Annotated in this window: 15 protein-coding genes and 1 riboswitch; of the genes, 6 read left to right on the top strand and 9 right to left on the bottom strand. The window is 69.6% G+C overall.

Features of this window, described 5'->3' with window-relative positions:
* Window positions 1–19 precede the first annotated feature (19 nt).
* Window positions 20–613 (bottom strand): retropepsin-like aspartic protease family protein, encoded by a 594-nt coding sequence (locus tag BLT03_RS11265; protein ID WP_092743649.1) that lies wholly within the window; start codon window positions 611–613, stop codon window positions 20–22.
* A 362-nt stretch (window positions 614–975) separates the two neighbouring features.
* On the opposite strand from BLT03_RS11265, the gene BLT03_RS11270 reads away from it, so the two are divergent.
* Both BLT03_RS11270 and BLT03_RS11275 read left to right on the top strand, forming a co-directional pair.
* On the top strand, window positions 976–1,689 hold the full coding sequence (locus tag BLT03_RS11270; RefSeq protein ID WP_092743651.1) for a superoxide dismutase family protein: 714 nt from the start codon (window positions 976–978) through the stop codon (window positions 1,687–1,689).
* 104 nt (window positions 1,690–1,793) lie between these two features.
* Window positions 1,794–3,908 carry a TonB-dependent receptor family protein gene (locus BLT03_RS11275; RefSeq protein ID WP_092743653.1) on the top strand — a complete coding sequence of 705 codons (2,115 nt, stop codon included), beginning with the start codon at window positions 1,794–1,796 and terminating at the stop codon, window positions 3,906–3,908.
* A 66-nt stretch (window positions 3,909–3,974) separates the two neighbouring features.
* On the opposite strand, the gene BLT03_RS11280 is transcribed toward BLT03_RS11275, so the two are convergent.
* Window positions 3,975–4,817, bottom strand: coding sequence for a fumarylacetoacetate hydrolase family protein (locus tag BLT03_RS11280; protein ID WP_092743655.1), 843 nt, complete (start codon window positions 4,815–4,817; stop codon window positions 3,975–3,977).
* Window positions 4,818–5,114: 297 nt separating this feature from the next.
* Between BLT03_RS11280 and BLT03_RS11285 the strand changes: the two genes are divergently transcribed.
* The 3 genes from BLT03_RS11285 (at window position 5,115) to BLT03_RS11295 (ending at window position 7,501) form a co-directional block, all read left to right on the top strand.
* The gene (locus BLT03_RS11285; RefSeq protein ID WP_092743657.1) at window positions 5,115–5,723 is read left to right on the top strand and encodes a chromate transporter; all 609 of its coding nucleotides are present in this window, start codon (window positions 5,115–5,117) and stop codon (window positions 5,721–5,723) included.
* Window positions 5,720–6,319 (top strand): chromate transporter, encoded by a 600-nt coding sequence (locus tag BLT03_RS11290; RefSeq protein WP_092743659.1) that lies wholly within the window; start codon window positions 5,720–5,722, stop codon window positions 6,317–6,319. Before BLT03_RS11285 ends, BLT03_RS11290 begins: the two co-directional genes overlap by 4 nt.
* A 216-nt stretch (window positions 6,320–6,535) precedes the next feature.
* A complete protein-coding gene (locus tag BLT03_RS11295) occupies window positions 6,536–7,501 on the top strand; it encodes an aldo/keto reductase (protein ID WP_092743660.1) in 966 nt (321 codons plus the stop codon).
* Between the two features lie 57 nt (window positions 7,502–7,558).
* Here the strand turns inward: BLT03_RS11295 and ribB are convergent, their stop codons facing one another.
* The 4 genes from ribB to BLT03_RS11315 form a co-directional block, all read right to left on the bottom strand.
* On the bottom strand, window positions 7,559–8,314 hold the full coding sequence (ribB, locus tag BLT03_RS11300; RefSeq protein ID WP_092743662.1) for a 3,4-dihydroxy-2-butanone-4-phosphate synthase: 756 nt from the start codon (window positions 8,312–8,314) through the stop codon (window positions 7,559–7,561).
* A 112-nt stretch (window positions 8,315–8,426) separates the two neighbouring features.
* Window positions 8,427–8,628: riboswitch (FMN riboswitch) on the bottom strand.
* 3 nt (window positions 8,629–8,631) lie between these two features.
* A complete protein-coding gene (locus BLT03_RS11305; RefSeq protein ID WP_092743664.1) occupies window positions 8,632–9,480 on the bottom strand; it encodes an SIR2 family NAD-dependent protein deacylase in 849 nt (282 codons plus the stop codon).
* Window positions 9,481–9,486: 6 nt separating this feature from the next.
* Window positions 9,487–10,236 (bottom strand): 23S rRNA (guanosine(2251)-2'-O)-methyltransferase RlmB, encoded by a 750-nt coding sequence (gene rlmB, locus BLT03_RS11310; RefSeq protein WP_092743666.1) that lies wholly within the window; start codon window positions 10,234–10,236, stop codon window positions 9,487–9,489.
* A gap of 132 nt (window positions 10,237–10,368) precedes the next feature.
* Window positions 10,369–11,067: an ABC transporter ATP-binding protein gene (locus BLT03_RS11315; RefSeq protein WP_092743668.1), complete on the bottom strand. Its 699-nt coding sequence runs from the start codon at window positions 11,065–11,067 to the stop codon at window positions 10,369–10,371.
* Between the two features lie 15 nt (window positions 11,068–11,082).
* Between BLT03_RS11315 and BLT03_RS11320 the strand changes: the two genes are divergently transcribed.
* Window positions 11,083–11,742, top strand: a complete 660-nt coding sequence (locus tag BLT03_RS11320; protein WP_434802350.1) for an arylesterase — start codon at window positions 11,083–11,085, stop codon at window positions 11,740–11,742.
* A gap of 116 nt (window positions 11,743–11,858) precedes the next feature.
* On the opposite strand, the gene BLT03_RS11325 is transcribed toward BLT03_RS11320, so the two are convergent.
* From BLT03_RS11325 to BLT03_RS11335, 3 genes are all read right to left on the bottom strand, one after another.
* Window positions 11,859–12,044 carry a hypothetical protein gene (locus tag BLT03_RS11325; protein ID WP_092743672.1) on the bottom strand — a complete coding sequence of 62 codons (186 nt, stop codon included), beginning with the start codon at window positions 12,042–12,044 and terminating at the stop codon, window positions 11,859–11,861.
* Window positions 12,045–12,152: 108 nt separating this feature from the next.
* Entirely contained in the window at window positions 12,153–13,376 is a 1,224-nt protein-coding gene (locus BLT03_RS11330; protein ID WP_092743674.1) for a PLP-dependent transferase, read from the bottom strand.
* Between the two features lie 91 nt (window positions 13,377–13,467).
* Complete coding sequence (locus tag BLT03_RS11335) at window positions 13,468–13,926, bottom strand: BON domain-containing protein (protein ID WP_092743676.1); 459 nt, start codon at window positions 13,924–13,926, stop codon at window positions 13,468–13,470.
* Window positions 13,927–14,017: the final 91 nt, after the last annotated feature.

Genomic DNA, 14,017 nt, shown 5'->3' on the forward strand with positions numbered 1-14,017 from the left:
CCTTGCCGGCCTGCTTTTTTCAGCCCCGCGGCCGCAGCACCATGCGATCGCGGCCGATCTCCACGTCGAAGTGCTGCAGAAAGTTCTGGCCCAGCAGCGCGTCTTCCTCGTCGTCGCCCGTGTAGCCCGTGCCCACACGCAGGCCCGACACGGCCAGCGACCGCACGGTGACCGAATCGGCCGCTACCACGCGGCCTTCTCGCGTGCCATTGGCGGTGCGAAACTGCGTGCGCTCGCCGCCTGACAGGCCGGCCTTGCTGGCGAGCGCGTCGGTCACGCTGACCAGGCTGGCGCCGGTGTCCACCATGAACATCACCGGCTGGCCGTTCACCGTGCCGGCCACGCGAAAGTGGCCGTCGCGGTGGCGCGGGATGACCAGCGCGCCCTCGGCCGTCACGCTGGCGCCGCGCGGCTTGAGGAAATGGTCCATCGCCACGTAGAGCACGCCCATCACCGCCAGCCAGAACGCCAGAATGCCCCACAGCCCGCGCCGCGCCAACGAGCGCGTGCGCCGCTCGCCGGGCAGGTGCGCGTCTTCCACATCGACGATTTCGCTCGCGCCTTTCACGCCGCTGCGGTGTGCGTGCCCGCGGTCTTCGCTGTCCGATCCCATGGCCTGGCTCCTCTTCGATGGCTGTGCTGGCTGCGTGTCCGAGCGGACGAGTATGGCCCATGCATCCGGCGCATCGCCGCCCTTGTCCTACGCCCGGCGCGAACGCATGAGTCCATCCTCGGGCCTTCGCCCGCGGCGGCCTCGGACCGGCTTTTTTGCCGGCGCTGCCAGCGGCGTTTCGCCGGGGCGAGCGCAGTGCGCCCTCCCACCACGGCAGTCCGGACAAAAGGCAGGCTGGCGATGCCTTCGTACCCCGGCCGGCAACGCTTCACACCGTGTGCCGGCCCCGCTCTTTGTCAGCTTCCGTCCGCTCTTTTTTCATCGTTTTGACCTTGTCCCGTCGCTTCATTTCAGGAGAAACCATGGCCCGTCTTCCCAACACGCTCCGCACCCCTACCCCGCGCCATCGCAGCCGTGCAGGCCTTGCGGCCGGCGGTGCCGCCCTGGCGGCCATGCTGTTCCTCGCAGGTTGCGCGGGCGGCACCAGCAGCGCCGACAACTCCCGCTCCGCCGTGGCGAAAACCCCGGTGCCCGGCCCCGAGCGCGCCATGGCGACGGCCCGGCTGGTCACGCCCCAAAGCGCGCCTGCCGGCAATGCCGTGCTGACCGACACCGCAGCAGGCGTGGAAGTCGCCATCCAGGTGCAGGGCCTGGCACCCGGCCAGCACGGCTTTCACATCCACGCCAACGGCGCCTGCGCCCCCGGGCCGGACGCCGCCACGGGCCAGACGGTCGCCTTCGGCGCGGCAGGCGGGCACTTCGACCCCGGCATGTCCAAGAAGCACGGCCGCCCAGGCCAATCGGCGCACGAGGCGCATGCGGGCGAGCTGCCCAACATTCCGGTGGGCGACGACGGCCGCGGCAGCGTGCGCTACGTGAACTCCAACATCACGCTCACGCCGGGCAAGGCCTCGGTGGTCGGCCGGGCGCTGGTGGTGCATGAAAAGGAAGACGACTACACCACCAACCCCGCCGGCAATTCCGGCGGCCGGCTGCTGTGCGGCGTGATCGAACCTGCGCTCGCCAGCACCGTGGTGGGCGACAAGGCCGCCGTCCCGTCGCTGCTGGTGCGTTGATGGCCGGCGCACAGCCTGCGCCCGATGGGTTCGGCGCAGGCCGGGCAGCATCCTTGGCGATGCGTTCGCTGGGTTCGATCGCACGCCGGCTCGGGCCGGGGCCAATGCCCCCTTTCGCGCGCCGCGTGAGCCCGCAGGCCGCCTTGCTGTGCTGCGCGCTGGCGTCCTTCGGCCCGGCCCTGGCACAGGCCAGTGCCGATACGCCCACTTCCACTTCCGCGCCCACCGCCACCCTGCCCGCGGTGAAGGTCGAAGGCCACGCCGAGGCGCAGCGGCGCTTCGACGCTGCCGCCAGCCACACCAGCGTGGCGGTCGATGCGTTCACCACGCCCAGCCCGCTCGTCAACCTGTCCGAACTGCTCTCGGCTCAGGCAGGCGTCGTGGCGCTGGACCGGCAGAACTACGCGCAGGACCTGCAGATCGCGGTGCGCGGCTTCGGCGCACGCTCCACCTTCGGGGTGCGGGGCGTGCGCATTCTGGTGGACGGCATTCCGGCCACCATGCCGGACGGGCAAGGCCAGGCGGCCACGGCGCAACTGCAGTCGGCCTCGCAGGTCGAGGTGCTGCGCGGGCCGCTGGCGCAGCTGTATGGCAACGCGGCCGGCGGCGTGCTGCAGGTCACCACGCGCGAGCCGCGCGAAGGCGGCGGTGCGGCGGCCTCGGTGGCGGCGGGATCGTTCGGACAGCGGCTGGTGGATGCCTCGCTCGACTTCGGCGACCGCACGCTGGGCGGGTTGGTCGATGTCTCGCACTTCGAGACCGACGGCTGGCGGGACCACAGCGCCGCGCGGCGCACGCACCTGAACGGCAAGCTGGTGGCACGGCCCGACGCCGACACCAAGATCACCGCGCTGCTCAATCTGTATGACCAGCCCTTGGCGCAAGACCCGCTGGGCCTGACACGGGCGCAGGTCAACGCCAATCCGCGGCAGGCGCCGTCGGTGGCGGGCGACTTCGACACGCGCAAATCGGTGGCGCAGAACCAGTTCGGCGTGGTGCTGGAGCGGCAGTTGAACGAGGCGGACAGCGTGCGCGTGCGCGCCTACGGCGGCACACGGTCGCTCACCCAGTTTCTGTCGTTCAGCGGCGCAGCAGCCAACAGCGCTGGCGGCGTGGTGGACCTGGACCGCGACTATTACGGCCTGGGCGTGGCGTGGACGCACACCGTGCGCCGTGCCTCGGGCCTGCCGTTGACCTGGACGCTGGGCCTGGATGCCGACCGGCTCTCCGAGCACCGGCAGGGCTTCGTCAACAACAACGGCACCCCCGGAGCGCTGCGCCGCGATGAGCAGGACCGCGCGGGCAACACCGACCTCTTCGCCCAGGTGGACGCCTGGCTGTCGCCCACGTGGCGGGCGGTGGCCGGCCTGCGGGCCAGCCGCGTGCGCGCCGATGTGGCCGACCGGTTCGTCAACGCCGCCAACCCGGACGACAGCGGCCAGCGCACCTGGCGCCAGACCAGCCCGGTGCTGGGCCTGGTATGGACCGCGACCGACCAGCTCAACCTGTACGCCAACCTGGGCCGCGGTTTCGAAACGCCCACGCTGGCTGAAATGGCCTACAGCCCCGGCAACACCGGCCCCAACTACGGCCTGAATGCCTCGCGCAGCCGGCAGATGGAGATCGGTGCCAAGTGGCAGGGAGCGGTGCACCGCATCGAAACGGCGTGGTTCGACGCCCAAAGTCGCGGCGAGATCGTGCCCGCCGCCACGGTGAACGGCCGCACGGTCTACCAGAACGCCGACCGGGTGCGCCGGCGCGGGCTGGAGGTGGCGTGGAGCGCCCAGGCCGGCGCCTTCAAGCCGCGGGCCGCGTACACGTACCTGGATGCGTTCTTCGACAGCCCGTACGCCGTGGCAGGCGGGGCCACGGTGCCCTCTGGCAACCGGTTGCCCGGCACCGCGCGCCATGTGGTGCAGCTGGCGCTGGACCATGCCCTTTCACCCGCCTGGCAATGGGGCGCGACGCTCGATGTGTCGGGCAAGGTCTACTCCAACGACGTGAACACCGAGGCCGCCAGCGGCTTCGCGGTCGCCGGGCTGCGCGCGGGCTATGCCTTCCGCACGGGCGACACCCGCTGGCAGGCGTGGGCACGGCTCGACAACCTGTTCGACCGACGCTATGCCGGATCGCTCATCGTGAACGACGGCAACGGCCGGTTCTTCGAGCCCGCAGCGGGCCGCCGCATCATGGTGGGGCTGCGCGCGCAGTTCCTTTAAGCGCCTGTGCAGGCAAGGCGCAGCACGAAGGCGGCGCCGTCCCGCGCGTGCGTCGGGCCTGCGCGGTCAGCCGCCCTCGCACACCACGCGCTGCTCGCCCAGGCCGGTCGCGCCCAGGCGCATCACGTCGCCGGGCTGCAGAAAGCGCGGCGGTTTCTGCCCCAGGCCGACGCCGGCGGGCGTGCCGGTGAGCACGATGTCGCCCGGCTCCAGCGTCATGAACTGGCTGATGTACGACAGCACCCTCGGCACCCCGAAGATGAAGTTGCGCGTGTTCCCGTCCTGCATGCGCTGGCCGTTCACCTCCAGCCAGAGGGCGATGGCGTGCGGGTCGGGCACCTCGTCGGCCGTCACCAGCCATGGGCCGATGGGCGCGAAGGTGTCGTAGGCCTTGCCCTTGTCCCACTGCCCGCCCCGCTCCATCTGGTAGCTGCGCTCGGAGACATCGTTGGCCAGCACGTAGCCGGCCACATGCTCCAGCGCCGCCGCTTCGGACACGTGCTGCGCGCGCGTGCCGATGACGATGCCCAGCTCCACCTCCCAGTCGGCCTTCTGCGCGCCGGGCGGGATGCGCACCGGGTCGGTCGGCCCGCTCAGCGCGGTGGTGGCTTTCATGAACAGCACCGGTTCGGCCGGCGCGGGCAGACCGGCCTCGGCGGCGTGGTCGGCGTAGTTCAGCCCCACGCAGACGATCTTGCCCACGCCCGCCACCGGGCAGCCCAGGCGCACCGCACCGGCCACGACCGGCAGGCGGGCGGTGTCCAGCGCCGCGAGTGCGGACAGCGTGCGGGGCGACAACTGCGCCGGGCCGATGTCGGGCAGCAGCATGGACAGGTCGCGCAGCACCCCTTGCGCATCGACCAGCCCGGCACGCTCTGCGCCCGGCTGGCCGTATCGGATCAATTTCATGGCAACTCCTTCGCGGCGCCTGCCGCCAGCGCATCTTAGGGGCAGACATGAATGCTATTATTTTCATAGCGCAACACCGTTGATTTGATTGCGCTGGAGGCCATTTTCATTCAAACCCATCCGTCGGGTTGCGTCACGGCCGCCGCTGCGGCAGGCGATGGTTGCGCACCCGCCGCAGGCTGCGGCCGGGCGTAACATCGGCGCGCTGGCCGTGCCCGCCAGCGGACGGCGGCGCCCGCTGCGCCGTCCGGCGCGGTGGCACGGCGATCGCCCCCTTACGCCCGCCCTGAAGCCGCCATGCCCGAACCCCTGCCGCCCCCTGCCCCCGTCGCCCCGCCCCGTGCTGCCGAAAGCCGGCCGCAGCCGAAGCACCTGACCGATCTCTTCTGGTCGTTCACCCTCCTGGCGCTGCAGGGCTTCGGCGGCGTGCTGGCCGTGGTGCAGCGCGAACTGGTGGAACGCAAGGGCTGGCTCACCAACGAGGAGTTTCTCGAAGACTGGGCCGTGGCGCAGATCCTGCCGGGTCCCAACGTGGTCAACCTGGCCGTGGTGATCGGCGACCGCTACTTCGGCCTGCGGGGCGCGCTGGTGGCGCTGGCCGGCATGCTGCTTTTCCCGCTGCTGCTGGTGCTGGCCCTCGCGGTGGTCTATGCCCGGTTCGCCGAGCATGCCGCGGTGGGCGGCGCCCTGCGCGGCATGGGCGCGGTGGCGGCCGGCCTGGTGGCGGGCGTGGCGCTGCGCATGGCCGGAGCGTTGCGCACCCATCCGCTGGGGCCATGGGTGGGCGCGGTCCTCGTGGCGGCGACCTTCGGCACCATGGCGCTGCTGCGCTGGCCGCTGGCCTGGGTGCTGCCCTTGGTGGGCGGCGCGGCCTGCGCGCTCACCTGGCGAAAGCTGGCGCCATGACGCCCGCCGCCACCATCGCCATGCAGCCGCTGGACTGGCTGAACCTGTTTCTTTACTACCTGTCGATCTCGCTGCTCGCGGTGGGCGGCGCCATCGCCGCGGCGCCCGACATGCACCGCTTTCTGGTCGAACGCCAGGGCTGGATTACCGACCTGCAGTTCAACGCGTCCGTCGCCATCGCGCAGGCCGCGCCGGGGCCCAACGTGCTGTTCGTCGGCCTGCTGGGCTGGAACGTGGGCCTCAACGCCGGCGGCCCGGGGGCCGCCGGCTGGACTGCTGCCACGCTGGGCATGGTGCTCTGCCTGGTCGGCATCATGCTGCCCAGCACCGTGCTGACCTGGCTGGCCACGCGCTGGGGCCACCGCAACAAGCACCGGCGCAGCGTGCGCGCCTTCAAGCAGGGCATGGCGCCGGTGGTGATCGGGCTGCTGCTGGCCACCGCGTGGCTGCTGGGCAGCGCCCACCACGGCGCCGGCACCGACCCGCGCCTGTGGCTGCTGAGCGGGGCCTGCGCGCTGGTGGTTTGGCGCACGCGGCTGCACCTGCTATGGCTGCTCGGCGCGGGCGCGCTGCTGGGGGCCTTGGGCGTGGTTTGACGGGGCGCCGCCCCGCGTGCAGCAAAGCTTGTTTGTCCGACCCGGCCGTGCAGGTTTAGCCGCTGTCTTACCGGGCCGGCCGTCGCGCGCCGCAACAATGGGCCCGGCGCATCCGCATCAGGCGGGGCCGGCCCCCGGCCGGAGCGTCGACATCCGGTTCCTCGCGGCCCGTGCCTTTTCGGCGGGCCTGTCTTGTTCGCAATCCAAGGAGACTCCATGCAATTTCGCCCCCTCGGCCGCTCGGGCCTGCAGGTTTCGCCGCTGTGCTTCGGCGGCAACGTGTTCGGCTGGACGGTGGACGAGCCCACCACGTTCTCCCTGCTCGACGCCTGGGTGGACGCGGGCTTCAACTTCATCGACACGGCGGACGTGTATTCGCGCTGGGCGCCGGGCCACATGGGTGGTGAGTCCGAAGCCATGATCGGCCAGTGGCTCAAACGCAGCGGCAAACGGGATCGCATCGTGCTGGCCACCAAGGTCGGCAAGGACATGGGCGACGGCAAGGTCGGCCTCGGCGGCGACTACATCCGCCGCGCGGTGGACGATTCGCTGCGCCGCCTGCACACCGACGTGATCGACCTGTACCAGTCCCACGACGACGACGCCAGCACGCCGCTGGAAGAAACCCTGGGCACCTATGCCGACCTGATCCGCGAGGGCAAGGTGCGCGCGATCGGGGCCTCCAACCACACCGCGCAGCGCCTGGGCGAAGCCCTGGCCACCAGCGAGCGCCTGGGCCTGCCGCGCTACGAAAGCCTGCAGCCGCTGTACAACCTGTACGACCGTGCGGTGTTCGAGAAAGAGCTGCGCCCGCTGTGCCTGGAAAAGGGCGTGGGCGTGATCAACTTCTACGCCCTGGCTGCCGGCTTCCTCACCGGCAAATACCGCACGGCAGACGACGTGGACAAAAGCCCGCGCGGCGCCAAGGTGGTGCAGACCTACCTGAACGACCGGGGCCTGCGCATCCTGGCCGAATTGGACCAGGTCGCTGAGCGCTATGAGGTGACGCCCGGCCAGGTGGCGATCGCCTGGCAGATGGCGCAGCCCGGCATCACCGCGCCGATCGCCAGCGCGTCGTCGCTGGAGCAACTGCAGGAACTGGTGCAGGCCGCCAGCCTGAAGCTGGACGCGGATGCGCTCGAATCGCTGAGCCAGGCCAGCACGGAACCGGAAACGCTCTGACACCGCGGCCGCCAGCGGCTCTTTAAGTAAGGCCGCCGGCTGCCTGCGATGCCGTTTTCAGGCGGGCTCGCCGAGCGCTTGCGCTGTCGCTGCCTTAGCCACTTCCTGGCGGGCAGAGTCTTCGAGGCCCCGCCGGTGCGCAACCAGCGCCTGCACGGTCGTGCACAGCAGGCCGTGCAGCGCGGCGAACCGCGCCACGTCGGCACCGCGGGCCATGCTGCCGTCCGGATTCATCAACTCGCACAGCACGCCGGCCGGTGCGCGGCCGGCAAGCCGCGCCAGGTCCACGGCCGATTCGGTGTGACCGGTGCGCTCCAGCACGCCGCCAGCGCGCGCCACCAGGGGGAACACATGGCCCGGGCTGACGATCTGCGGCGACTCGCCCGGTGCGGGCACCTGCAGGGCGCAGCGGATGGTCTGCACCCGGTCGGCGGCCGACACGCCGGTGCTGACGCCGTGCGCCGCCTCGATGGACTGGGTGAATGCGGTGGCGAACGACGAGCGGTTCACCTCCACCATGGGCCGCAAGCCCAGCGCGCCCGCATGGCCGGGCGTGAGGCACAGGCACACGATGCCGCTGCCCTCGCGGATCATCAGGGCCATGGTGGCCTCGGTCAGGTTGTCGGCCGCGCAGATGAGGTCGGCCTCGTTCTCGCGGTCGGCATCGTCCATGACCAGCACGGGTCGGCCGGCGGCGATCGCGGCGATCACCTCGGCCATGGGTGCCAGTTGCACGCCGTGATCGACGGCCTGCGGCGCTGGCGCAAGGGATTCGGGAAAAGACGGGGAAACGGAAAAAACAGCGGTGTTCATGAAACGCTCCTGGGGGATAAGGAAACGCCTCAAGGCATGCATGCAAGAAGCACCCGCGCACGGCACCGGCTGACCGGGCGCACGCAGGCACGAGGCCCCGCCTGGCGGAGGGGCCCATCTTCTTTCATCCGGACTGTGACCGTCGGCCCCAGACTGAACGGGCTGAAAACGGTTTGCTTTCGGCCGCGTCGCACTGGGTCTGCTGACCTCCGCATCCCAGAGGGAATGCGGAGCGCTCGCGGGCTCGCAGCGCGGGGAGACCTCCCGCACCGCCTACCGCCGGTGGGGAATTCCACCCCGCCCTGAAGACCGCGCGATTATCGCGGTGCTGCCGCGGCGCCGGTGTCGCCTGCGGACCGATCCCCGTCCAGCAGCAGGGGCAAGATTCGGGCCGAAGGACCGCGCAGCACCGCATGTGCAATGCCATCCAGTTCGCTGGGCGACGGGTTGACCACAACCACCCGCGCCCCCACCCGCCGCGCCATATGCGCCAGGCCTGCGGCCGGGTACACGGCACCCGCCGTGCCCACCACCAGCATGAGATCGCAGGCGCTGGCGGCCTCCTCGGCCTGGGCGAGTACATCCATAGGAAGCGATTCGCCAAACCACACCACGGCAGGACGCACCAGGTTGCCGCACGTGGCGCAGCGCGGTGGCGAGCCGGGCGTGGCCGCGCTCAGATCGCAGCAGGCACGCGACTCGTCCAGCCACTGGTTGCCCTGCAGGTCGCCATGCAGGCACAGCACGCCTTCGCTGCCGGCCAGCCGATGCAGCCCGTCCACGTTCTGCGTGATGAGCGTGAGGCGGCCAGGGTGGCGCCGGGCAAAGTCGGCCAGCGCCCGGTGGCCGGCGTTGGGCTGCACGCCATGGAGCAGCGCGCGGCGGTGTTCATACCAATCCCAGACGCGGCCCGGGTGGGCGCGAAAGCCCGCTTCGTTGGCCATGTCCTCGGGCCGGTATTGCGCCCACAGCCCGGTCTGCGCATCGCGGAACGTGGGCACGCCCGATTCGGCGCTCACCCCTGCACCGGTCAGCACCGCAATGCGCTGCGCAGCGGCGACCCACGCGGTGGCGATCTGGAGGGCGGCCTGCGCCGCCGTGCCCGGCGGCACACTCTGCGGCGCAGGGTTGGGAGCGTCCTTGGGCCTATGCGGATCGCCCGGCATGGTGGTTTAGAGGCTGCGCTGGCGCAATGCCTCGTACAGGCACACGCCGCTGGCCACGGAGACGTTCAGGCTCTCCACCCCGCCCTTCATGGGAATGGACACCAGTTCGTCGCAGGTTTTGCGGGTCAACTGCCGCATGCCGTCGCCTTCGGCGCCCAGCACCAGGGCCACGGGGCCTTTCAGGTCGACCTGGTAGATGGTCTTGGGCGCATCGTCGCTGGTGCCGATGCACCAGATGTTGCGCTCCTTCAATTCGTTCAACGTGCGCGCCAGGTTGGTCACCATGAAGTACGGCACGGTCTCTGCGGCACCGCTGGCCACCTTGGCCACGGTGGCGTTCAGGCCCACGGCATGGTCCTTGGGCGCGATGACGGCTTGTGCGCCGGCACCGTCGGCCACCCGCAGGCAGGCGCCCAGGTTGTGCGGATCGGTCACGCCGTCCAGCACGAGGATCAGAGGCTGGGCGACGCCGGAGGCTTCCAGGTCTTCGAGCAACTCGTCGAGCGACGTGGCAAGGGCGATGGGTTCGACCCGCGCCGCCACACCCTGGTGGCCCTGGCTGCCGGCCAGCTTGGCGATGCGGGCGCTGTCGGCTTCGATGAGGCGCGCGCCGGCGGCGTTGGCGCGGTCGAGAAACTGGCGCATGCGCGCGTCGCGCCGCGTGACCTCGTAATAGATCTCGATGATGGATTGCGGCGCGGTCTTCAGGCGCACGCCCACGGCGTGAAAGCCGAAGAGGACTTTGGGGCTGGACATGCGGGGATTATCGGCGCCCAGCAGCCATCATCGATTTGCTACTAATTCAATAGCAATGAAGGCAATGAATACGGCGGTGCAAGCCTGAAAAGGCATTGAAGCGCCTCCCCGACACTGCCCATCAAGCGTCAGTCAGCCCTCGGAAACGCGCCCCGCGTCGATGGTGATGCGCCGCTCGCACTGGGCAGCGATGCCGCGGTCGTGCGTGACGAGCACGAGCGTGGTGCCCTGCTCGCGGTTCAACTCGAACATCAGTTGCATGATGGTTTCGCCCGTGGCGAAGTCCAGGCTGCCCGTGGGCTCATCGGCCAGCAGCACGGCCGGCTCCACCACGAAGGCCCGCGCCAGCGCCACCCGCTGCTGCTCGCCGCCCGACAGCACTTTGGGGTAATGCGACAGGCGCTGCCCCAGCCCCACGCGCCCCAGCATGTCCGCGGCCAGCTTGCGCGCATCGCGGCGGTTGGCCAGCTCCAGCGGCAGCATCACGTTTTCCAGCGCGGTGAGGTTGCCCATGAGCTGAAAGCTCTGGAACACGAAGCCGACCTTTTGCGCCCGCAGCGCGGCGCGATCGTCTTCATCGATGGCGAAAAGGTCCTGCCCGTCCAGCCGAACGGTGCCGCGCGTGGGGGTGTCCAGCCCGGCGATGATCGACAGCAGCGTGCTCTTGCCCGAGCCCGAAGCACCCACGATGGCGGCGGTTTCCCTGGCGGCCAGGCGGAAATCGATATCCCGCAGAATGTCGAGGGTGCCGGTCGAATCCGTCACCGACTTGTGCACGTGCTCCACGGCGATGATGGTGGGGTGGGCTGGCAGGGAAGAAGTTTCCGACATGAAAGGTGCTTTGCTGTGAATCGAAATCTGTGGGTCCGGCGTGACTTTATCTCGGCCATCGCGGCCGTCGCGGCAGCAGGGCTTTGCGCCCCGGCCGCCATGGCCGCATCGGCCCGCAAGCCGGTCATTCTCGTGGTGGGCGATTCGCTGAGCGCCGAGTACGGCCTGGCCCGCGGCAAGGGCTGGGTGGCGCTGCTGGAAAAACAGCTGGCCGAAGAAAAGATCGACGCTACGGTCGTGAACGCCAGCGTGAGCGGCGACACCACCTCGGGGGGCCGCTCCAGGCTGCCCGCCCTGCTCACTCAGCACAAACCCAGCCATGTCGTGATCGAACTGGGCGGCAACGATGCCCTGCGCGGGCTGCCGTTGAAGAACACGGCCGACAATTTGAAGGCGATGGCACAGGCGGCCAAGCAGTCGGGGGCGAAGGTTTTGATCGTGGGCATGCAGGTGCCCCCCAATTACGGCGCCGACTATTCGAAGCGGTTTGCCGACACTTTCGACAGCGTGGCCAAAGACACCCAATCGGCGCTGGTGCCCTTCCTGCTCAAGGGCGTGGCCGATGTGCCAGACCCTACCGCACTGTTCCAGGCCGACCGCATCCACCCGAAGGCCGAAGCCCACCCGACCATGCTGGCCAACGTGTGGCCCGAACTGCGCAAGCTGCTGCGCTGACGGCTGGCGAAGCGATGGGCCGGCAAGGCCCAAGGCCCTGGCTCGCGGTGCAAGCGGCCTGGGCTGGCAGTGAGGCCTGAGCGGTCTTCCTGGCGAGGGCTTCTAGACCAAAGCGATCAAGCCGCAGGACCGGGGCCGCCGTTGCCGTCGGCTAGGGGAGCGCCGGGCTGGCCGTTGTCCTGGCTGAAGCCTTCCCGCGGGTCGTCCTTGCGGTGCGTCTTGGCTTGTGCCTTTTCTTCCTTTTTCTTCTTCTTGGCGAGCTCGCGCTGGCGCTTTTCGTATCCGTAGTTGGGTGTTGCCAAGGTAGTACCTTCCTGAATTGAAGCGGTCAATGTAACAGCATGCCCCTGCGGCGCACGGTATCCGGGCCAGCGCGCCGAATGGGGCGCGTGGCAGGAACCAGCGAACCGTCAGGCATCGGGAAAGGCATGCGCCAGAGCCTGGGCGAGATCGCGGCGAAGATCGGCTTCGGCTTCCAGCCCGATCGAGAACCGGACGACGGTGCCCGGCACCAGGTGCGGTGTCGCACGGCTGCGCATGCTGGACAGCTCGTAGGGCACCACCAGGCTCATCGGACCGCCCCAGCTGTAGCCCAGCTTGAAATACTGCAGGCGGTCGCAAAACGCATCCACTTGCACCTGCGAGTGGCGCGCGTCGATCACCACGCTGAGCAATCCTGCCGCCGCGCCCTCCCCGCCGTCCGCCGCGCACAGCGCGCGCCAGTGCGCGTGGCCGGGCGATTCGGCCAGCGCCGGGTGCAGCACCTGGGCTACCGCAGGCTGCGTGCCCAGCCACTGCGCCAGCGCACGCGCCGTGACATCGTGCGCGCGGTAGCGCAGTTCGATGCTCGGCAGCGAGCGCAGCACCGATTCGACGTCGTTCGCCCCTACACCCAGGCCCAGCCGCATGTGGCACAGCTTGATGCGCAGGTGCAGGCCCTGGTCGCGCGTGACGATGCTGCCCATCAGCACGTCGCCTCCGCCACTGGGGTACTTGGTGAGGGCATGCACGGAAATGTCCACGCCGCACTGCCCGTCGCCCAGCAAATCGAACGGCTTGAAGGCCAACCCTGCGCCCCAGGTGTTGTCCAGGGCGCAAAGTACGCCCCGGGCACGGCACAGACGCACCTGCTCCACCAGGTCGGGAAACTCCAGCGTCACGGAACCCGGCGCCTCCAGCCACACAAGGCGCGTGGCCGGGGTGATCTTGGCGGCGAGGTCGGCGGGATCCATGGGGTCGTACAGCACATGGCGGATGCCGAACTGCGCCAGTTCGGCCTCGGCCAGCGCCTTGTTGGGGCCATAGGCGTTGTCGGGAATCAGCACCTCATCGCCCGAGCGCAGCACGGCCAGCGCCACGTTGGCGATCGCGGCCAATCCGCTCGGCACCAGCAGGCATTGCTTGCCGCCTTCGAGCTCGCAAAGGCGCTCTTCCAACTGGTAGGTGGTGGGCGTGCCGTGCAGGCCGTAGGTGTAGCTGGTCTTGTCCTTCCACTCGCGCGCGCGCATGGCGGCCACGTTGGGGAAGATCACCGTAGAAGCTTTGTACACCGCCGGCTGCGGTGCGACGAAGCCTGCAGGCGGAGCGTAGTCGTGGTGAACGAGTCGGGTAACGAGATCGGCAGGTGAAGTCATGCCGCCATGGTAGCGCCCGATAGCATCGGCCTGCAGGCCGCGGAGACCGGGCGATTGCGCTCTATCGGGCGATATCGGGCGCTGTCAGGCGTTATCCAGCGCTGGAAACCATAAGCTGGTTGACGACAGAGTTGACGCCCTGCACACCCTGCGCGATCTGCGTGGCGCGCTCGCTGGCCTGCTTGGTCTTGACCGGGCCGTTCAGCGTGACGATGCCGTTGCGGGTGTCCACGTCGATCTTGACGGCGCTGAGTTCAGAATCCTGGGCCAGTCCGGCGGAAACCTTGGCGGTGATGCCGGCATCGTCCATGACCGCAGCGGCGCGCTCGGCTGCCTGGCGGGTGGCGTCGCCGGCTTCGTTCGCGGCGGCTTCCATCTTGCGCTGGGCGTCGGAGGCGACCTGCCCGCTCTTGGCAACGGCGGAGTCGAGCTGCTGACCCACCGTGCGGTCATCGGATTTGTCGCAGGCCGCCAAGCCGAGCGCCAGCACCGTGGCGGAGAGGATGCCCAGCAGGCGATGGGAGGGAGTGGTTGGGTTCAGATCGCTCATGGGGTACCTCCTTGCGGGAATGTGGGATATGAACAGCACTCTAAATTTGCGCTCGCGCGGGCCCGGTGGGAACGCGCCGAAGCTCGCGTAG

Origin of the sequence: Paracidovorax valerianellae, from assembly GCF_900102625.1 — a bacterium.
In the GTDB taxonomy this organism is placed as follows: domain Bacteria; phylum Pseudomonadota; class Gammaproteobacteria; order Burkholderiales; family Burkholderiaceae_C; genus Paracidovorax; species Paracidovorax valerianellae.